14 protein-coding genes and 1 tRNA gene are annotated in these 19,578 nt (G+C 68.6%); 11 read left to right on the forward strand and 4 right to left on the reverse strand.

The genetic code is table 11. The annotated features are described in order from the left end of the window. Positions 1-481: 481 nt before the first annotated feature. Positions 482-1,537: a UDP-N-acetylmuramate dehydrogenase gene (locus ABZ919_RS25810; protein WP_361252188.1), complete on the forward strand. Its 1,056-nt coding sequence runs from the start codon at positions 482-484 to the stop codon at positions 1,535-1,537. A gap of 25 nt (positions 1,538-1,562) precedes the next feature. On the opposite strand, the gene ABZ919_RS25815 is transcribed toward ABZ919_RS25810, so the two are convergent. Continuing rightward, the gene (locus ABZ919_RS25815; protein ID WP_361252191.1) at positions 1,563-2,195 is read right to left on the reverse strand and encodes an NAD(P)-binding oxidoreductase; all 633 of its coding nucleotides are present in this window, start codon (positions 2,193-2,195) and stop codon (positions 1,563-1,565) included. A gap of 118 nt (positions 2,196-2,313) precedes the next feature. On the opposite strand from ABZ919_RS25815, the gene ABZ919_RS25820 reads away from it, so the two are divergent. Then, entirely contained in the window at positions 2,314-2,925 is a 612-nt protein-coding gene (locus tag ABZ919_RS25820; protein ID WP_361252194.1) for a helix-turn-helix domain-containing protein, read from the forward strand. Between the two features lie 50 nt (positions 2,926-2,975). On the opposite strand, the gene ABZ919_RS25825 is transcribed toward ABZ919_RS25820, so the two are convergent. Beyond that, the gene (locus ABZ919_RS25825) at positions 2,976-4,016 is read right to left on the reverse strand and encodes an adenosine deaminase (RefSeq protein WP_361252197.1); all 1,041 of its coding nucleotides are present in this window, start codon (positions 4,014-4,016) and stop codon (positions 2,976-2,978) included. A gap of 142 nt (positions 4,017-4,158) precedes the next feature. After that, positions 4,159-5,385 carry a pyridoxal phosphate-dependent aminotransferase gene (locus ABZ919_RS25830; RefSeq protein ID WP_361252200.1) on the reverse strand — a complete coding sequence of 409 codons (1,227 nt, stop codon included), beginning with the start codon at positions 5,383-5,385 and terminating at the stop codon, positions 4,159-4,161. A 261-nt stretch (positions 5,386-5,646) separates the two neighbouring features. Between ABZ919_RS25830 and ABZ919_RS25835 the strand changes: the two genes are divergently transcribed. The 9 genes from ABZ919_RS25835 to ABZ919_RS25875 all read left to right on the forward strand — a co-directional run bounded on the left by ABZ919_RS25835 (position 5,647) and on the right by ABZ919_RS25875 (position 18,241). Continuing rightward, positions 5,647-5,719 (forward strand) — tRNA-Trp (locus ABZ919_RS25835). Positions 5,720-5,826: 107 nt separating this feature from the next. Further along, positions 5,827-6,114, forward strand: a complete 288-nt coding sequence (gene secE / locus ABZ919_RS25840; RefSeq protein WP_355145417.1) for a preprotein translocase subunit SecE — start codon at positions 5,827-5,829, stop codon at positions 6,112-6,114. Between the two features lie 80 nt (positions 6,115-6,194). Further along, on the forward strand, positions 6,195-7,064 hold the full coding sequence (gene nusG / locus ABZ919_RS25845) for a transcription termination/antitermination protein NusG (protein WP_361252203.1): 870 nt from the start codon (positions 6,195-6,197) through the stop codon (positions 7,062-7,064). Positions 7,065-7,233: 169 nt separating this feature from the next. Beyond that, positions 7,234-7,668 (forward strand): 50S ribosomal protein L11, encoded by a 435-nt coding sequence (gene rplK, locus ABZ919_RS25850; RefSeq protein ID WP_031167035.1) that lies wholly within the window; start codon positions 7,234-7,236, stop codon positions 7,666-7,668. 100 nt (positions 7,669-7,768) lie between these two features. Beyond that, positions 7,769-8,494 (forward strand): 50S ribosomal protein L1, encoded by a 726-nt coding sequence (gene rplA, locus ABZ919_RS25855; protein WP_361252206.1) that lies wholly within the window; start codon positions 7,769-7,771, stop codon positions 8,492-8,494. 680 nt (positions 8,495-9,174) lie between these two features. Next, positions 9,175-9,705, forward strand: a complete 531-nt coding sequence (gene rplJ, locus ABZ919_RS25860; RefSeq protein WP_069779227.1) for a 50S ribosomal protein L10 — start codon at positions 9,175-9,177, stop codon at positions 9,703-9,705. 116 nt (positions 9,706-9,821) lie between these two features. Further along, positions 9,822-10,205 (forward strand): 50S ribosomal protein L7/L12, encoded by a 384-nt coding sequence (rplL, locus tag ABZ919_RS25865; RefSeq protein ID WP_361252209.1) that lies wholly within the window; start codon positions 9,822-9,824, stop codon positions 10,203-10,205. Between the two features lie 550 nt (positions 10,206-10,755). Beyond that, entirely contained in the window at positions 10,756-14,241 is a 3,486-nt protein-coding gene (rpoB, locus tag ABZ919_RS25870; protein ID WP_361252211.1) for a DNA-directed RNA polymerase subunit beta, read from the forward strand. A 100-nt stretch (positions 14,242-14,341) separates the two neighbouring features. Further along, positions 14,342-18,241, forward strand: coding sequence for a DNA-directed RNA polymerase subunit beta' (locus ABZ919_RS25875; protein WP_361252214.1), 3,900 nt, complete (start codon positions 14,342-14,344; stop codon positions 18,239-18,241). A gap of 67 nt (positions 18,242-18,308) precedes the next feature. On the opposite strand, the gene ABZ919_RS25880 is transcribed toward ABZ919_RS25875, so the two are convergent. After that, a complete protein-coding gene (locus tag ABZ919_RS25880; RefSeq protein ID WP_361252217.1) occupies positions 18,309-19,562 on the reverse strand; it encodes a M48 family metalloprotease in 1,254 nt (417 codons plus the stop codon). Positions 19,563-19,578: the final 16 nt, after the last annotated feature.

Below are 19,578 nucleotides of genomic sequence, written 5' to 3' on the forward strand. Positions count from 1 at the left end.
AGGGCACGGGCCTGGAGACCACTCCTCGCTGAAGGCCCATGGGTTTGGAGACCACTGCTCGCTGAAGTCCGGCCGGAGCCTCGCCAGGTCCGCCCAAGGAGAGCGCGATGCCCTCTCTTCCCGCTCTTCCCCGGACCGTGCCGAACACTCCGCCGCAGGGCACCGCGGGCACCGCGGGCACACGTCTTCGCCCCAGGCCGCCCGGCGCCCGGCGGCCACGGGGCCTCCCGTGGACTTGCCTCCCGGATGCGCCACGTCGCGCTCGCCACCCGGCAGGCCACCGGTGGGCCGGCTGCCGGTGAGCTGGGAGGAGGCGGAGCGGCGGCTCGCCCAGACCTGCCGGCCGGCAGCGCGTCGTCGCGCACGCGCGCGTGGCCCTCGAAAGGGGACCACGCGCGCGTGCACGCATGGCCGGCCACAGGGGACCGGGCAGCCCCCGCGTGATGCGGTGCTGTCGGTGCCGTCTCGTAGTCTTGGGCGCGTGCAGGTACTCCACGACGCCCCTCTTGCCCCGCTGACCACCTTCCGGCTGGGCGGCCCCGCGACGCGGCTGGTCACGGCCGAGACCGACGCCGAGGTGATCGCGGCCGTCCGGGACGCCGACGACAGCGCGACACCGCTGCTGGTCGTCGGCGGCGGATCGAACCTGGTCATCGGCGACAAGGGCTTCGAGGGCACCGCCCTGCGCATCGCCACACGCGGTGTCGAACTGCGCGGCACCACACTGGAGCTGGCGGCGGGCGAGGTGTGGTCGGACGCCGTCGCCCGCACGGTGGAGGCCGGGCTCGCCGGGATCGAGTGCCTGGCCGGGATCCCGGGATCGGCCGGGGCCACGCCGATCCAGAACGTGGGAGCCTACGGCCAGGAGGTGTCCTCCACCATCACCGAGGTCGTCGCCTACGACCGGCACGCCGGCGAGACCGTCACGCTGGCGAACGAGGACTGTGCCTTCTCGTACCGCCACAGCCGCTTCAAGGCCGACCCCGACCGCTACGTCGTCCTGCGCGTCCGCTTCGAGCTGGAGGACGCGGGCGGGCTGTCCGCACCCGTGAAGTACGCCGAGACGGCGCGCGCGCTCGGCGTCGAAGCCGGAGACCGGGTGCCGCTGGCCGAAGCCCGCGAGACCGTGCTCAAGCTGCGCACCGGCAAGGGCATGGTCCTCGACCCCGAGGACCACGACACCTGGTCCGCGGGGTCCTTCTTCACCAACCCGATCCTCACGGACGAGCAGTACGCCGTGTTCCACGCGCGCGTGCGCGAGCGGCTGGGCGACGGCGTCGAGCCGCCCGCCTACCCGGCGGGGAAGGGCCGTACGAAGACCTCCGCGGCCTGGCTGATCGACAAGGCGGGCTTCACCAAGGGCTACGGCACCGGGCCGGCCCGCATCTCCACCAAGCACACCCTCGCCCTCACCAACCGGGGCGGCGCCACCACCGAGGACCTGCTGACCCTGGCCCGCGAGGTGGTCGCCGGAGTCCGCGAGGCTTTCGGTGTCACGCTGGTCAACGAGCCGGTGACGGTCGGCGTCAGCCTGTGAGGCCCGACAAAGGCCCAGGTCACACCTAGTACGCCAGTCCCACCCCCTGCTTGACCGTCCCCAGGTCGTCGATCATGGCGAGCATCGCGTGTGCCACGTCCGCGCGCGCGATGAAGCGGCCCTGCCGCGGGAAGCCGCCGACGACCGTGCGGTAGCGACCGGTGAGCGGCTTGTCCTGCAGGCGGGGCGGCCGTACGGACGTCCAGTCGGTGCCGCTGGAGGCCAGCTCGGCCTCCATCCCGCGCAGGTCGGTGTAGACGTCCTTCAGGACGGCGGACACCAGGCCGCGCACAGCGCGGTCCAGGGCGCCGTCCCCATCGGCTGCGGGGCCCACCGGACCGGCGCTGACCACGAGCAGCCGTCGTACACCCTCCGCCTCCATCGCGGCGAGGACCGTACGGGTCAGCCGCCTGGCCACCCCGGCGTCCTTGCGCCTGCGGGCGCCCAGGCCGGAGAGGACCGCGTCCCTGCCGCGGACGGCGGCGCGCAGGTGCTCCGGGTCGCTCAGGTCGGAGCGGAACACCTCCAGCGCGTCCCCCGTGACGCCGAGCCGGGCCGGATCGCGGACCACGGCGGTCACCCGGTGGCCGGCGCCGAGCGCCTGGCGCACGATCTCCCGGCCGATACCGCCGGTCGCGCCGAAAACAGTGAGATTCATGTGCGTGCTCCGATCCCGTGGTCGGGTAGGTGGCCGAGTGGGTGAGTATTCACTCACCAGCGCTCCCCCCTAGAGTGGGTAAGTACTCACTCACCCGTCAAGCCGATTGGACGACCTCATGGAGCCGAAGCCGGCGCGTGTCCGCATCCTCGACGCCGCTCACGAGCTCATGCTCACCGTCGGACTCGCGCGTGCCACCACCAAAGAGATCGCCCGCGCGGCGGACTGCTCCGAAGCAGCCCTCTACAAGTATTTCGACAGCAAGGAAGACCTCTTCACAAGCGTGCTCGCCGAGCGGTTGCCCCGCCTCACCCCGCTGCTCAGCAGCCTGGCCACCGAGCCGGGACAGGGCACGCTCGAGGGCAACCTCACCGAGATCGCCCGCCAGGCCGCCCTCTTCTACGAGCAGAGCTTCCCGATCGCCGCCTCCCTGTATGCAGAGCCCCAGCTCAGGCAGCGTCACTTCGACGCCCTGCGCAAGCTCGGCTCCGGCCCGCACAGGCCCATCCAGGACCTCGACGCCTACCTCCGCGCCGAGCAGGCCACCGGCCGCGTCCGCGCCGGCGCCGACACCTTCGCGGCCGCGTCCCTGCTGCTGGGCGCCTGCGCGCAGCGTGCGTTCGCCTACGACGCGACCGACACGGGAGAGCGGCCGCCGGTCGAGGAGTTCTCCGCGCGGCTCGCGAGGACGCTGCTGGACGGAATCTCCGTGGCGCGGGCCTCGGGATGACTTCCTGCCCCGGCCGCCGTACGCCCGCTTCAGGCGGCCGGATGAGTCCCTCAGGCGGGCGGGCGGGCCAGCCAGGCGTCCACGTCGGCCAGCAGGCGCGCCTTGACGTCGTCCGGGGCGGCCGAACCCCGCACCGACTGCCGGGCCAGCTCGGCCAGTTCGGCGTCCGAGAAGCCGTGGGAGTGCCGGGCGATCTCGTACTGGGCGGCCAGCCGGGAGCCGAACAGCAGCGGGTCGTCGGCGCCCAGAGCCATCGGCACGCCGGCGTCGAAGAACGTGCGCAGCGGGACGTCCTCGGGCTTTTCGTAGACGCCGAGCGCCACGTTCGACGCGGGGCACACCTCGCAGGTCACCTCACGGTCGGCCAGCCGCTTCAGCAGCCGCGGGTCCTCCGCCGCGCGCACCCCGTGCCCGATCCGCGAGGCGTGCAGGTCGTCCAGGCAGTCCCGGACCGAGGCCGCACCGGTCAGCTCCCCGCCGTGCGGGGCCGACAGCAGACCGCCCTCGCGCGCGATGTGGAAGGCCCGGTCGAAGTCCCGCGCCATGCCGCGCCGCTCGTCATTGGAGAGTCCGAAGCCGACCACGCCCCGGTCCGCGTAGCGCACCGCGAGGCGGGCCAGCGTGCGGGCGTCCAGCGGGTGCTTCATACGGTTCGCGGCGACCAGTACGCGCATTCCGAGCCCGGTCTCCCGGGAGGTGGTGTCCACCGCGTCCAGGATGATCTCCAGCGCGGGGATCAGACCGCCCAGCCGGGGCGCGTACGAGGTCGGGTCGACCTGGATCTCCAGCCAGCCCGAGCCGTCCTTCAGGTCCTCCTCGGCGGCCTCCCGGACCAGCCGCTGGATGTCCTCCGGTTCGCGCAGGCAGGAGCGGGCCGCGTCGTACAGCCGCTGGAAACGGAACCAGCCCCGCTCGTCCGTGGCCCGCAGCTTCGGCGGTTCCGCGCTGGTCAGCGCTTCCGTCAGGGCCTCGGGCAGGCGTACGCCGTGCTTGTCGGCCAGTTCCAGGACGGTCTCCGGTCGCATCGAACCGGTGAAGTGCAGGTGCAGATGGGCTTTCGGCAGCTGGGACAGATCACGTACACGCTCCATTCCCAGATCCTGCCGTACGTCCCTGCCGTATCGGTAGCCGTTTCCCCGTACGTGGTCTTGCTCGCACACAGAAGCGGGCCGCCTCCGCGAAGGGAGACGGCCCGCGGGAAGACGGCCCGCACGCGCGCGTGGACGCCGAGAACTAGTCCCGCGCCTCCGCCAGCAGCTTCTGCATCCGGCTGACGCCCTCGACGAGGTCCTCGTCGCCGAGCGCGTACGACAGCCGCAGATAACCCGGCGTGCCGAAGGCCTCGCCCGGGACGACCGCGACCTCGGCCTCCTCCAGGATCAGCGCGGCCAGCTCGACCGTGTCCTGCGGACGCCTGCCGCGGATCTCCTTGCCGAGCAGGGCCTTCACCGACGGGTAGGCGTAGAAGGCGCCCTCGGGCTCCGGGCAGACCACGCCGTCGATCTCGTTGAGCATCCGCACGATGGTCTTGCGGCGCCGGTCGAAGGCCTCGCGCATCGTCGCGACGGCCTGGAGGTCCCCGGAGACCGCGGCCAGGGCGGCCACCTGGGCCACGTTGGAGACGTTGGAGGTGGCGTGCGACTGCAGGTTCGTCGCGGCCTTGACGACGTCCTTCGGGCCGATGACCCAGCCCACGCGCCAACCGGTCATGGCGTACGTCTTCGCCACGCCGTTGACCACGATGCACTTGTCGCGCAGCTCGGGCAGGAGCGCCGGCAGCGACACGGACACGGCGTCGCCGTAGACCAGGTGCTCGTAGATCTCGTCGGTCAGCACCCACAGGCCGTGCTCGGCGGCCCAGCGGCCGATCGCCTCGGTCTCGGCCTCGGAGTACACCGCGCCGGTCGGGTTGGACGGGGAGACGAAGAGCACGACCTTCGTCTTCTCCGTGCGCGCCGCCTCCAGCTGCTCGACCGAGACCCGGTAGCCGGTCGTCTCGTCGGCCACGACATCCACCGGGACACCGCCGGCCAGGCGGATCGACTCCGGGTAGGTCGTCCAGTACGGCGCCGGGACGATGACCTCGTCGCCCGGGTCGAGGATCGCGGCGAACGCCTCGTAGATGGCCTGCTTGCCGCCGTTGGTGACGAGGATCTGCGAGACGTCGGGCTCCCAGCCGGAGTCGCGCAGCGTCTTCGCGGCGATCGCGGCCTTCAGCTCGGGCAGACCGCCGGCCGGCGTGTAGCGGTGGTACTTGGGGTTCTTGCAGGCCTCGACGGCCGCCTCGACGATGTAGTCCGGGGTCGGGAAGTCGGGCTCACCGGCGCCGAAGCCGATCACCGGACGCCCGGCGGCCTTCAGGGCCTTGGCCTTGGCATCCACGGCGAGGGTGGCGGACTCGGAGATCGCGCCGACTCGGGTGGAGACCCGGCGCTCGGTGGGAGGGGTTGCAGCGCTCATGGAGCCCATCGTTCCAGACCGGAAATCCCCCCGGCATGTGGGTTTCACAGACTGAACAGCATGGGGTCGCGACCTGAACACGGGTCCGAATCCGGCCCCCGGCCAGGACGATCTTTGGTCATGCCGCCCCGGACGGGCACTTTCTGTTCGACGCAGGGCCGTTGACCACGTACACTCTCACCTCGTTGGCCTTCAGCAGCCGCGCCGAAACCGGTGCACACCGCGCACCCGCCCGGATGCGGTACGTTGGGGGACACACGAAGGGTCGTAGCTCAATTGGTAGAGCACCGGTCTCCAAAACCGGCGGTTGGGGGTTCAAGTCCCTCCGGCCCTGCTACACACACCGCCAAGATGTGTGCGCATGTACGTACAGCAATGCACCGCCGTGCGGCTCAGAAACCGGGCGCGGCACGGCCACGACCCGGGACCAGGTGAGGACGAATGACGGACGCCGTGGGCTCCATCGACACGCCTGACGCCCAGGACGAGGTGCCGGAGTCCAAGAAGAAAGCCCGCAAGGGCGGCAAGCGCGCCAAGAAGGGCCCGCTGAAGCGGCTCGCCACCTTCTACCGCCAGATCGTCGCGGAACTCCGTAAGGTCGTCTGGCCGACGCGCAACCAGCTGACGTCGTACACCACTGTGGTGATCTTCTTCGTCGCCATCATGATCGCGCTGGTGACCGTGATTGACTATGGGCTCAACCACGCGGCCAAGTACGTCTTCGGCTGAGCCAAGAGCGAAGGGCGCCGTGGCACCGGCGCCCGTTTTCGCATGTTCCACCCCTATGTATCCAGGAAGAAGCAGCCATCGTGTCTGACCCGAACCTGAACGACGACGCCATCGAGTCTCGCGGGACCGCTGCCGAGATGGTGGACGACGAGCTCGACATCGTCGAGGGCGCGGACGAGCAGGACGAGTTCGAGGCTGCCGAGGCCGAGGCGGGGGAGCCGGCCGAAGAGGCTGCCCTGAACGTCGAGGACGAGGACGAGACCGAGGCCGAAGAGGCTGCCGCCGAGGCCGAGGAGGCCGAGGAGGCCGTCGAGGAGGAGCCGGCCGAGCCGGTCGACCCCGTCGAGGCCCTGCGCGAGGAACTGCGCACCCTGCCCGGCGAGTGGTACGTCATCCACACCTACGCCGGCTACGAGAACCGCGTGAAGACCAACCTGGAGCAGCGCGCCGTCTCGCTGAACGTCGAGGACTACATCTTCCAGGCCGAGGTGCCGCAGGAAGAGGTCGTCCAGATCAAGAACGGCGACCGCAAGACGATCAAGCAGAACAAGCTGCCGGGTTACGTCCTGGTCCGTATGGACCTGACCAACGAGTCGTGGGGCGTCGTGCGCAACACCCCGGGCGTCACCGGCTTCGTCGGCAACGCCTACGACCCGTACCCGCTGACCCTGGACGAGATCGTCAAGATGCTCGCCCCCGAGGCCGAGGAGAAGGCCGCGCGCGAGGCCGCCGAGGCCGAGGGCAAGCCCGCCCCGCAGCGCAAGGTCGAGGTCCAGGTGCTGGACTTCGAGGTCGGCGACTCGGTCACCGTCACCGACGGCCCGTTCGCCACGCTGCAGGCGACCATCAACGAGATCAACCCCGACTCGAAGAAGGTCAAGGGCCTGGTCGAGATCTTCGGCCGCGAGACGCCGGTCGAGCTGTCCTTCGACCAGATCCAGAAGAACTAGTTCTTTCTGGACATACCGCTTCCGCGCAGGTCAGGCAGGCCGTCACGGTCCGCCTGACCTGCACGGTTTTCAGCCGCGCATCTATACCCGTTATCGTTGTGCGGTATGCCTGCGTCAGGATCGCGATTCTTGCGCGGGCATGGACCCGAATGAAAGGACCCGGAGAGCTATGCCTCCCAAGAAGAAGAAGGTCACGGGGCTCATCAAGCTCCAGATCAACGCCGGTGCGGCGAACCCGGCTCCGCCGGTCGGCCCCGCGCTGGGTCAGCACGGCGTCAACATCATGGAGTTCTGCAAGGCCTACAACGCCGCGACCGAGTCGCAGCGTGGCTGGGTCATCCCGGTGGAGATCACGGTCTACGAGGACCGCTCCTTCACCTTCGTCACCAAGACCCCGCCGGCCGCGAAGATGATCCTCAAGGCCGCCGGTGTCGAGAAGGGCTCCGGCGAGCCGCACAAGACCAAGGTCGCCAAGATCACCGAGGCGCAGGTCCGCGAGATCGCCCAGACCAAGATGCCCGACCTGAACGCGAACGACCTGGACGCCGCGTCGAAGATCATCGCCGGCACCGCCCGCTCCATGGGCATCACGGTCGAGGGCTGAACCCCACCTCAGCAGTCAATGCGGCCGTAACCGGTCGCACGTGGCAGGGCCTGCTCGGCCCAAGGACCACGACTCCTTTCAGAACACACAGGAGCAAGTTGTGAGCAAGCGCAGCAAGGCTCTCCGCGCTGCGGACGCCAAGGTCGACCGGGAGAAGCTGTACGCCCCGCTCGAGGCCGTCCGTCTCGCCAAGGAGACCTCCACGACCAAGTTCGACGGCACCGTCGAGGTCGCCTTCCGTCTGGGTGTCGACCCGCGCAAGGCCGACCAGATGGTCCGTGGCACCGTGAACCTTCCGCACGGCACCGGTAAGACCGCCCGGGTCCTGGTCTTCGCGACCGGTGACCGTGCCGAGGCCGCGCGTGCCGCGGGCGCCGACATCGTCGGCGCCGACGAACTGATCGACGAGGTGTCGAAGGGCCGTCTGGACTTCGACGCCGTCGTCGCCACCCCGGACCTCATGGGCAAGGTCGGCCGTCTCGGCCGCGTCCTCGGCCCCCGTGGTCTGATGCCGAACCCGAAGACCGGCACCGTCACCCCCGACGTGGCCAAGGCCGTCACCGACATCAAGGGCGGCAAGATCGAGTTCCGCGTCGACAAGCACTCGAACCTGCACTTCATCATCGGCAAGACGTCGTTCGACGACAGCAAGCTGGTGGAGAACTACGGCGCCGCGCTGGAGGAGATCCTCCGTCTGAAGCCGTCCGCCGCCAAGGGTCGCTACATCAAGAAGGCCGCCATCAGCACCACGATGGGCCCCGGCATCCAGCTCGACCCGAACCGCACCCGCAACCTCCTCGTCGAGGAGGACCCGGCCGCCGTCTGAGCCGTCCGCTCACCCCGGTAGCCGCGTCAGGTACGCGTGAGGGCGGGCCCCGCACCCTTCGAGGTGCGGGGCCCGCCCTTTCTTTGTGCGACCTTTCGTACGCCTGTGAAGAAGAGCACAGGGGCGCGCCGGATGCCCCTTCGTGCACCGGCGGCCGGGCGGCCGGGATGACGCGCGAGGCCGGTACCGCGTCGATGTGCGCCCGCTGTCCGGGACGCCTGCCACGCGCACATGAGTGACGCGTTCGCCCGCCGGACGGGCGGCAAGCACCGGGTGGAGTGCGCCTCAGCGCCCACGGCGTCCCGGTCCGCGCCGGGGCGCCCCCGCCGGCGCCACCAAGGACTTCGAGGACCTGATGAAGTCTCCCGGGCTCCCCGGATCGGGGGACACTGCCGTAGAGCCCGATTTGCTCTACGGCGCCCCGGTCCCGTACTCTCTCGGAGAAGCCAAAGACCGCTGGTCGTTGCCGTGCTCCTCGAACGAGGGTGCGGTGGCCGAAGGATCCGCTGAAAAGTGGGCGACCCGCGCAGGTGACAGTGGAAGTACTCCCGGAGTGCGCGCGCCGAGCGCGTGTGCGGCCGGTCGAGTCCGCCCCGTGCGCCTGCGCCGGGGCGTTTGTTTTCCCCAGTCCTCCTTCGGGTCCGCGCGGTCCGAATCACCCGGAAGGAGGCCGAGGCTCTATGGCGAGGCCCGACAAGGCTGCCGCGGTTGCGGAGCTGACGGACAAGTTCCGCAGCTCCAACGCCGCCGTGCTGACCGAGTACCGCGGTCTCACCGTGGCGCAGCTCAAGACGCTGCGCCGGTCGCTCGGTGAGAACGCCCAGTACGCCGTGGTGAAGAACACGCTGACCAAGATTGCGGCCAAGGAGGCCGGGATCACGCTGGAGGACCAGCTCTTCGCTGGCCCGACGGCCGTCGCCTTCGTCACCGGTGACCCGGTGGAGTCGGCGAAGGGTCTGCGTGACTTCGCCAAGGACAACCCCAATCTCGTCATCAAGGGCGGTGTCCTCGAGGGCAAGGCCCTCTCCGCCGACGAGATCAAGAAGCTTGCGGACCTCGAGTCCCGCGAGGTTCTGCTCAGCAAGCTGGCCGGTGCCTTCAAGGGCAAGCAGTCCCAGGCTGCTCAGCTCTTCCAGGCGCTGCCGTCGAAGCTCGTCCGCACCGTGGACGCGCTGCGCGCCAAGCAGGCCGAGCAGGGCGGTGCCGAGTAATTCGGCTCGCTTTCTGATCCTGGCCGCATGACGCGGCGAGGGTCTCAGCGGGCCGACGTACGCCCGCCTTACCCAGTACATCCGGCACCTGCCGATTGAGTGGAAGGACCGCCATCATGGCGAAGCTCACCCAGGACGAGCTGCTTGCCCAGTTCGAGGAGATGACCCTCATCGAGCTCTCCGAGTTCGTGAAGGCCTTCGAGGAGAAGTTCGACGTCACCGCCGCCGCCGCGGTCGCCGTTGCCGGCCCGGCCGGCCCGGCCGCCCCGGCCGAGGCCGAGGAGGAGAAGGACGAGTTCGACGTCATCCTCACCGGCGCCGGCGACAAGAAGATCCAGGTCATCAAGGTCGTGCGTGAGCTGACCTCCCTGGGTCTGAAGGAGGCCAAGGACCTCGTCGACGGCACCCCGAAGCCGGTCCTCGAGAAGGTCAACAAGGAGGCCGCGGACAAGGCTGCCGAGGCCCTCAAGGGCGCCGGCGCGTCCGTCGAGGTCAAGTAAGACCTTCGCGACCGCAGAAACGGCCCCGTAGGGCTGTAACGCGAACGCACCGAAGGGCGATCATCCATCTGGGTGGTCGCCCTTCGGCGTTCCCCGGAGTCCGGCCCGGGCTGCCTTGCACCTGTGTTCGTGAGGGGTAAGGTGATCTTCGTTCTGTCTCCGGACGGTCCGCTTCGGGCTGGGGGGCCTTGACGAACCGCACGCAGCGCGCAATTCTCAGGACGCGTCGTCACAAGGATCCGAATCCGAGGCATGGATCGGCGACGAAGAGGGCAGTATCAACGTGCGTTGAGGGCAGGCATGCCGAGGGCGTTGACAAGAGCGGTGAGCACAGCGAGGGTCTCGAAAAACCCGCACTGGACATCAGTGTGCCAAGTGGCTACACTGACCCTTTGCGCTGCCTGTTAGCTGTCCCCTGCCCGTCACCAGGGGTCTGCCCTCACTCGAGCACTGATGACCGAAGCTCCCCTGACCTGGGGTTTCTGTCTCTGTGTGCGGGGGAGGGGCCGGTACGCGCGTAGTGAGTCCGAGCCCTCGGAAGGACCCCCTCTTGGCCGCCTCGCGCAATGCCTCGACCGCGAATACGAACAACGGCGCCAGCACCGCCCCGCTGCGCATCTCCTTTGCAAAGATCAAGGAGCCTCTCGAGGTTCCGAACCTGCTCGCGCTGCAGACCGAGAGCTTCGACTGGCTGCTCGGCAACACCGCCTGGCAGAGTCGGGTCGAGGAGGCTCTGGAGAACGGTCAGGACGTCCCCACCAAGTCCGGTCTGGAGGAGATCTTCGAGGAGATCTCCCCGATCGAGGACTTCTCCGGGTCGATGTCCCTGACGTTCCGGGACCACCGCTTCGAGCCGCCGAAGAACTCCATCGACGAGTGCAAGGAGCGCGACTTCACGTACGCCGCCCCCCTCTTCGTCACCGCTGAGTTCACCAACAACGAGACCGGTGAGATCAAGTCCCAGACGGTCTTCATGGGCGACTTCCCGCTCATGACGAACAAGGGAACTTTCGTCATCAACGGCACCGAGCGTGTCGTGGTGTCCCAGCTGGTCCGTTCCCCCGGTGTCTACTTCGACTCCACCATCGACAAGACGTCCGACAAGGACATCTTCTCCGCCAAGATCATCCCGTCCCGGGGTGCCTGGCTGGAGATGGAGATCGACAAGCGCGACATGGTCGGTGTCCGCATCGACCGCAAGCGCAAGCAGTCGGTCACCGTTCTGCTGAAGGCGCTCGGCTGGACCACCGAGCAGATCCTCGAGGAGTTCGGCGAGTACGAGTCCATGCGCGCCACCCTGGAGAAGGACCACACCCAGGGCCAGGACGACGCGCTGCTCGACATCTACCGCAAGCTGCGCCCGGGCGAGCCCCCCACGCGTGAGGCCGCGCAGACGCTGCTGGAGAACCTGTACTTCAACCCGAAGCGCTACGACCTGGCCAAGGTCGGCCGCTACAAGGTCAACAAGAAGCTCGGTGCGGACGAGCCGCTGGACGCCGGTGTGCTCACCACCGACGACGTCATCGCCACCATCAAGTACCTCGTCAAGCTGCACGCCGGCGAGACCGAGACGGTCGGCGAGTCGGGTCGCACCATCATGGTCGAGACCGACGACATCGACCACTTCGGCAACCGCCGCATCCGCAGCGTCGGCGAGCTGATCCAGAACCAGGTCCGTACGGGTCTCGCCCGTATGGAGCGTGTCGTGCGCGAGCGCATGACCACGCAGGACGTCGAGGCGATCACGCCGCAGACCCTGATCAACATCCGGCCGGTCGTCGCCTCCATCAAGGAGTTCTTCGGCACCAGCCAGCTGTCCCAGTTCATGGACCAGAACAACCCGCTGTCGGGGCTGACGCACAAGCGTCGTCTGAACGCCCTCGGCCCGGGTGGTCTCTCCCGTGAGCGGGCCGGCTTCGAGGTCCGTGACGTGCACCCCTCGCACTACGGCCGCATGTGCCCGATCGAGACGCCGGAAGGCCCGAACATCGGTCTGATCGGCTCGCTGGCCTCCTACGGCCGGGTCAACGCGTTCGGTTTCATCGAGACGCCGTACCGCAAGGTCGTCGACGGCCAGGTCAGCGACGAGGTCGACTACCTGACCGCCGACGAGGAGGACCGCTTCGTCATCGCGCAGGCCAACGCGCCGCTGAACGACGAGATGCGGTTCGCCGAGGCCCGCGTGCTGGTCCGCCGCCGTGGCGGCGAGGTCGACTACGTCGGCCCCGAGGACGTGGACTACATGGACGTCTCGCCGCGCCAGATGGTGTCGGTCGCGACCGCCATGATCCCCTTCCTCGAGCACGACGACGCCAACCGTGCCCTCATGGGCGCGAACATGATGCGTCAGGCCGTGCCGCTGATTAAGTCCGAGGCGCCGCTCGTCGGCACCGGCATGGAGTACCGCTCCGCGGTCGACGCCGGCGACGTGGTCAAGGCCGAGAAGGACGGTGTGGTCCAGGAGGTCTCCGCGGACTACATCACCACCGCCAACGACGACGGCACGTACATCACGTACCGCCTGGCCAAGTTCTCCCGGTCCAACCAGGGCACCTCGGTCAACCAGAAGGTCATCGTCAACGAGGGCGACCGCGTCGTCACCGGCCAGGTGCTGGCCGACGGCCCGGCCACCCAGAACGGCGAGATGGCCCTCGGCAAGAACCTGCTCGTGGCGTTCATGCCGTGGGAGGGTCACAACTACGAGGACGCGATCATCCTGTCGCAGCGCCTCGTGCAGGACGACGTCCTCTCCTCGATCCACATCGAGGAGCACGAGGTCGACGCCCGTGACACCAAGCTCGGCCCCGAGGAGATCACCCGGGACATCCCGAACGTCTCCGAGGAGGTCCTCGCCGACCTCGACGAGCGCGGCATCATCCGCATCGGTGCCGAGGTCATCGCCGGTGACATCCTCGTCGGCAAGGTGACCCCGAAGGGTGAGACCGAGCTGACGCCGGAGGAGCGCCTGCTGCGCGCGATCTTCGGTGAGAAGGCCCGTGAGGTCCGTGACACCTCGCTGAAGGTGCCGCACGGCGAGACCGGCAAGGTCATCGGTGTGCGCGTCTTCGACCGCGAGGAGGGCGACGAGCTGCCGCCGGGCGTGAACCAGCTGGTCCGCGTCTACGTCGCGCAGAAGCGCAAGATCACCGACGGTGACAAGCTCGCCGGCCGGCACGGCAACAAGGGTGTCATCTCCAAGATCCTGCCGATCGAGGACATGCCGTTCCTGGAGGACGGCACCCCGGTCGACATCATCCTGAACCCGCTGGGTGTGCCGTCCCGAATGAACCCGGGACAGGTCCTGGAGATCCACCTCGGCTGGCTCGCCAGCCGCGGCTGGGACGTCTCCGGCCTCGCGGACGAGTGGGCCCAGCGCCTGCAGGCCATCGGCGCCGACCAGGTCGCCCCGCGCACCAACGTCGCGACCCCGGTCTTCGACGGTGCCCGCGAGGACGAGCTGGCGGGTCTGCTGCAGCACACCATCCCGAACCGCGACGGCGAGCGCATGGTGCTCCCGTCCGGCAAGGCGCGGCTGTTCGACGGCCGCTCCGGTGAGCCGTTCCCGGACCCGATCTCGGTCGGCTACATGTACATCCTGAAGCTGCACCACCTGGTCGACGACAAGCTGCACGCCCGCTCGACCGGTCCGTACTCGATGATCACCCAGCAGCCGCTGGGTGGTAAGGCCCAGTTCGGTGGCCAGCGGTTCGGTGAGATGGAGGTGTGGGCCCTCGAGGCCTACGGCGCCGCGTACGCCCTCCAGGAGCTGCTGACCATCAAGTCCGACGACGTCACCGGCCGCGTGAAGGTCTACGAGGCCATCGTCAAGGGCGAGAACATCCCTGAGCCCGGCATTCCCGAGTCCTTCAAGGTGCTCATCAAGGAAATGCAGTCCCTGTGCCTCAACGTGGAGGTGCTGTCCTCGGACGGCATGTCCATCGAGATGCGCGACACCGACGAGGACGTCTTCCGCGCTGCGGAGGAGCTCGGTATCGACCTGTCCCGGCGCGAGCCGAGCAGCGTCGAAGAGGTCTGACGGGAGTCCGGCAGGGGCCTCACCACCGTGAGGCCCCGGCCGACCCCCAGGCCCCCGTTTCAGACCACAGACTTTCGACCCTGAGAGGGATTGACGCATAGTGCTCGACGTCAACTTCTTCGACGAGCTCCGGATCGGCCTGGCCACCGCTGACGACATCCGTCAGTGGAGCCACGGCGAGGTCAAGAAGCCCGAGACCATCAACTACCGCACCCTCAAGCCCGAGAAGGACGGCCTCTTCTGCGAGAAGATCTTCGGCCCCACCCGGGACTGGGAGTGCTACTGCGGCAAGTACAAGCGCGTCCGCTTCAAGGGCATCATCTGCGAGCGCTGTGGCGTCGAGGTCACGCGCGCCAAGGTGCGCCGTGAGCGGATGGGCCACATCGAGCTGGCCGCGCCCGTCACGCACATCTGGTACTTCAAGGGTGTCCCCTCGCGCCTCGGCTACCTGCTGGACCTGGCGCCGAAGGACCTCGAGAAGGTCATCTACTTCGCCGCGTACATGATCACGTACGTCGACGAGGAGCGCCGTACCCGCGACCTGCCCTCCCTGGAGGCGCACGTCTCGGTCGAGCGCCAGCAGATCGAGAACCGCCGCGACGCCGACCTGGAGGCCCGCGCCAAGAAGCTCGAGGCCGACCTTGCCGAGCTGGAGGCCGAGGGCGCCAAGGCCGACGTGCGCCGCAAGGTGCGCGAGGGTGCCGAGCGCGAGATGAAGCAGCTGCGCGACCGCGCGCAGCGCGAGATCGACCGCCTCGACGAGGTGTGGAACCGGTTCAAGAACCTCAAGGTCCAGGACCTCGAGGGCGACGAGCTGCTCTACCGCGAGCTGCGTGACCGCTTCGGCACGTACTTCGACGGCTCGATGGGTGCCGCGGCGCTGCAGAAGCGCCTGGAGTCCTTCGACCTCGACGAGGAGGCCGAGAAGCTCCGCGAGATCATCCGCACCGGCAAGGGCCAGAAGAAGACCCGTGCCCTCAAGCGTCTGAAGGTCGTCTCCGCGTTCCTGCAGACGTCCAACAGCCCCAAGGGCATGGTTCTGGACTGCGTCCCGGTCATCCCGCCGGACCTGCGTCCGATGGTGCAGCTGGACGGTGGCCGCTTCGCGACCTCCGACCTGAACGACCTGTACCGCCGTGTGATCAACCGCAACAACCGTCTCAAGAGGCTCCTGGACCTGGGTGCCCCGGAGATCATCGTCAACAACGAGAAGCGCATGCTTCAGGAGGCTGTTGACGCCCTCTTCGACAACGGCCGTCGCGGCCGCCCGGTGACCGGTCCCGGTAACCGCCCGCTGAAGTCCCTCAGCGACATGCTGAAGGGCAAGCAGGGCCGCTTCCGTCAGAACCTGCTCGGCAAGCGTGTCGACTACTCGGCGCGTTCCGTGATCGTCGTCGGTCCGCAGCTGAAGCTGCACCAGTGCGGTCTGCCGAAGGCCATGGCGCTGGAGCTGTTCAAGCCGTTCGTGATGAAGCGCCTGGTCGACCTGAACCACGCGCAGAACATCAAGAGCGCCAAGCGCATGGTGGAGCGCGGCCGTACGGTCGTGTACGACGTCCTCGAAGAGGTCATCGCCGAGCACCCGGTCCTGCTGAACCGTGCTCCCACCCTGCACCGCCTCGGCATCCAGGCCTTCGAGCCGCAGCTGGTCGAGGGCAAGGCCATCCAGATCCACCCGCTCGTCTGCACCGCGTTCAACGCGGACTTCGACGGTGACCAGATGGCCGTGCACCTGCCGCTGTCCGCGGAGGCGCAGGCCGAGGCCCGCATCCTGATGCTGTCCTCGAACAACATCCTCAAGCCGGCCGACGGCCGTCCGGTGACGATGCCGACCCAGGACATGGTCCTCGGTCTGTTCTTCCTCACCACCGACGCCGAGGGCCGCAACGCCAAGGGCGAGAACCGCTCCTTCGCGTCCGTCGCCGAGGCGATCATGGCGTTCGACGCGGGCGAGCTGTCCCTGCAGACGCCGGTGGACATCCGCTTCCCGGTGGGCACCATCCCGCCGCGTGGCTGGACCCCGCCGGTCCGCGAGGAGGGCGAGCCGGAGTGGCAGCAGGGTGACAGCTTCCGTCTGAAGACCACGCTGGGCCGTGCGCTCTTCAACGAGCTGCTGCCCGAGGACTACCCGTTCGTGGACTTCGAGGTCGGCAAGAAGCAGCTCTCCGAGATCGTCAACGACCTCGCCGAGCGCTACCCGAAGGTCATCGTGGCGGCGACGCTCGACAACCTGAAGGCGTCCGGCTTCTACTGGGCCACCCGTTCCGGTGTCACCGTGGCCATCTCCGACGTCGTCGTTCCCGAGGCGAAGAAGGAGATCGTCAAGGGCTACGAGGCGCAGGACGAGAAGGTCCAGAAGCAGTACGAGCGCGGTCTGATCACCAAGGACGAGCGCACGCAGGAGCTCATCGCGATCTGGACCAAGGCGACCAACGAGGTCGCCGAGGCGATGAACGAGAACTTCCCGAAGACCAACCCGATCTTCATGATGGTGAACTCGGGTGCACGAGGCAACATGATGCAGATGCGTCAGATTGCCGGTATGCGTGGTCTGGTGTCGAACGCGAAGAACGAGACCATCCCGCGTCCGATCAAGGCGTCGTTCCGTGAGGGTCTGTCCGTGCTGGAGTACTTCATCTCCACGCACGGTGCCCGTAAGGGTCTGGCGGACACCGCTCTGCGTACCGCCGACTCGGGTTACCTCACCCGTCGTCTCGTCGACGTCTCGCAGGACGTCATCATCCGCGAGGAGGACTGCGGCACCGAGCGTGGCCTCAAGCTCCTCATCGCGGAGCGCGGCGCGGACGGCGTGCTGCGCAAGGCCGGCGACGTCGAGACGTCCGTGTACGCGCGCTGCCTCGCCGAGGACATCGTCGTCGACGGCAAGGTGCTGGCTCCGGCCGGTACCGACCTCGGTGACGTGCTCATCGACGAGCTGGTCAAGCACGGCGTCGAGGAGGTCAAGACCCGCTCGGTCCTGACCTGCGAGTCGGCCGTCGGCACCTGCGCGATGTGCTACGGCCGTTCGCTCGCCACCGGCAAGCTGGTCGACATCGGTGAGGCGGTCGGCATCATCGCCGCCCAGTCCATCGGTGAGCCCGGCACCCAGCTGACGATGCGTACCTTCCACACCGGTGGTGTGGCCGGTGACGACATCACCCAGGGTCTGCCGCGTGTCGTCGAGCTCTTCGAGGCCCGTACCCCGAAGGGTGTCGCCCCGATCTCCGAGGCCTCCGGCCGCGTGCGGATCGAGGAGACCGAGAAGACCAAGAAGATCGTCGTCACCCCGGACGACGGCAGCGACGAGACGGCGTACCCGATCTCCAAGCGTGCCAAGGTCCTGGTCAGCGAGGGCGAGCACGTCGAGGTGGGTCAGCAGCTCACCGTGGGTGCCACCAACCCGCACGACGTGCTGCGCATCCTGGGCCAGCGTGCCGTCCAGGTCCACCTGGTCGGCGAGGTCCAGAAGGTCTACAACTCGCAGGGTGTGTCGATCCACGACAAGCACATCGAGATCATCATCCGGCAGATGCTCCGCCGTGTGACGATCATCGAGTCCGGCGACGCCGAGCTGCTGCCCGGCGAGCTGGTCGAGCGCTCGAAGTTCGAGACCGAGAACCGTCGTGTGGTCCAGGAGGGCGGTCACCCGGCCTCCGGTCGTCCGCAGCTGATGGGTATCACCAAGGCCTCGCTGGCGACGGAGTCCTGGCTGTCGGCCGCCTCCTTCCAGGAGACGACCCGAGTGCTGACGGACGCGGCGATCAACGCCAAGTCCGACAGCCTCATCGGCCTCAAGGAGAACGTCATCATCGGTAAGCTCATCCCGGCCGGTACGGGCCTGTCCCGCTACCGCAACATCCGGGTCGAGCCGACCGAGGAGGCCAAGGCCGCGATGTACTCGGCCGTCGGCTACGACGACATCGACTACTCGCCGTTCGGCACCGGCTCCGGCCAGGCCGTTCCGCTGGAGGACTACGACTACGGTCCGTACAACCAGTAAGCGAGCAGCATGAACCGAAGGGCGGTCACCCCGTGGGGTGGCCGCCCTTCGGCGTGTCCGGAGGCGGTCAGCGCGGCGGCTGCAGATACGGCTGCAGGTGGTGCAGCCGTGTGTAGTAGTCCGGGTGCGAGGAGAGCAGCTTGCTGAGCGCACTCTCGTGGGGCCGCGCACCGCCGTTCGCCGCGGTGAGCGCGGCCTGGGCCTGCTGCTCCTGCTGGTGCAGCTTGCCGAGGACGGCGGCCAGCATCGGGGCGAAACCCAGTGCGGCCGCGTGCTCGTCGGCCCGCAGCTCGGAGCGCCGGCCGACGGCGGCGAGCGCGTACGGCACGGCCAGGACCAGCAGAGGCAGCCCGTACAGCGAGCTGATCGTCGCGAGGGCGATGCTGCCGATGACCAGCACGACGAAGGTGACGCCGATGCAGCCGAACGCGCGCGACACCTTGAACACGAGGCCGGAGAACGCCTTGAGCACGCGCCAGGCGATCCGTCCGGGCAGCGCGTACCAGTAGCCGAGGAGCCCGGACCAGGCATGGCCGCCGACGTGGTGGCCCAGTTCGTGTGCCATGACGGCGGCGAGTTCGCCGTTGGGCAGCGCGTTCATGGCGAAGCGGGTGACGCCGACGATGTGGCCCGCCGCGGCGACCGCGTTCAGGCCGTCACTGTCCTCCACCCACAGCTCGTAGGTGCGGCCCTCCACTCCGGCACGGGCCGTCACCTCGCGCCAGACCGGTTCGAGTTTGGCTCGTTCTTGTGGAGTGGGGTAGCGCAGACGGAGCAGATGGCGCGCGACGGCGCTTTCCGTGGGGCGGTGGAACACGAGTGCGCCGCTGGCGAGCCAGGCCAGCACGACGACGATGCCGAAGCCGCCGAAGAAGGCCGAGACGAGGGCGACGACGAACAGGCTGCACAGGAAGTTCGGCAGGTGGAGCAGCAGGCTGCCGACGGCGGTGGCGTCCGTGCGGCGCTGGTCCCTGCGGATGTGCACACGGCCGTGGTCGGTGCTGATGTGGTGCGGGTGGGCGGAGGGGCCGGGGGTCACGGGCGGTGCCGGCTGCGCAGGCGGTGCGGTCGGCGCCGTGGGCATGGCCTGCGGGTACTGCGGGACCTGTGCGGCCTGCGGGTACGGGGGAGGCACCTGAGCGGGGTACTGGGGTGCCTGCGGGTACGCGGGTGGCGTGGGGGCGGGGAACTGCGGTGCCTGCGGGTACTGCGGAGGCTGGGCCGGATGGGTCGGGTGGGCCGACTGCGGGTACTGCTGCGGCACCGACAGCCGGGGCGGCTGCGTCGGGTACTGGGGGTGCTCCGGTGGCTGCTGGGTCATGGCGGTTCCTAGTCGT

It is taken from the genome of Streptomyces sp. NPDC046759 (assembly GCF_040645475.1).
Taxonomy (GTDB): Bacteria; Actinomycetota; Actinomycetes; order Streptomycetales; family Streptomycetaceae; genus Streptomyces.

What these genes read in the sequence shown, in the direction of transcription:
- ABZ919_RS25815 (WP_361252191.1), bottom strand. Translation starts at nt 2,195, where the DNA reads ATGAATCTCACTGTTTTCGGCGCGACCGGCGGTATCGGCCGGGAGATC.
- ABZ919_RS25820 (WP_361252194.1), top strand. Translation starts at nt 2,314, where the DNA reads ATGGAGCCGAAGCCGGCGCGTGTCCGCATCCTCGACGCCGCTCACGAG.
- ABZ919_RS25825 (WP_361252197.1), bottom strand. Translation starts at nt 4,016, where the DNA reads ATGGAGCGTGTACGTGATCTGTCCCAGCTGCCGAAAGCCCATCTGCAC.
- ABZ919_RS25830 (WP_361252200.1), bottom strand. Translation starts at nt 5,385, where the DNA reads ATGAGCGCTGCAACCCCTCCCACCGAGCGCCGGGTCTCCACCCGAGTC.
- secE (WP_355145417.1), top strand. Translation starts at nt 5,827, where the DNA reads ATGACGGACGCCGTGGGCTCCATCGACACGCCTGACGCCCAGGACGAG.
- rplK (WP_031167035.1), top strand. Translation starts at nt 7,234, where the DNA reads ATGCCTCCCAAGAAGAAGAAGGTCACGGGGCTCATCAAGCTCCAGATC.
- rplJ (WP_069779227.1), top strand. Translation starts at nt 9,175, where the DNA reads ATGGCGAGGCCCGACAAGGCTGCCGCGGTTGCGGAGCTGACGGACAAG.
- rplL (WP_361252209.1), top strand. Translation starts at nt 9,822, where the DNA reads ATGGCGAAGCTCACCCAGGACGAGCTGCTTGCCCAGTTCGAGGAGATG.
- ABZ919_RS25880 (WP_361252217.1), bottom strand. Translation starts at nt 19,562, where the DNA reads ATGACCCAGCAGCCACCGGAGCACCCCCAGTACCCGACGCAGCCGCCC.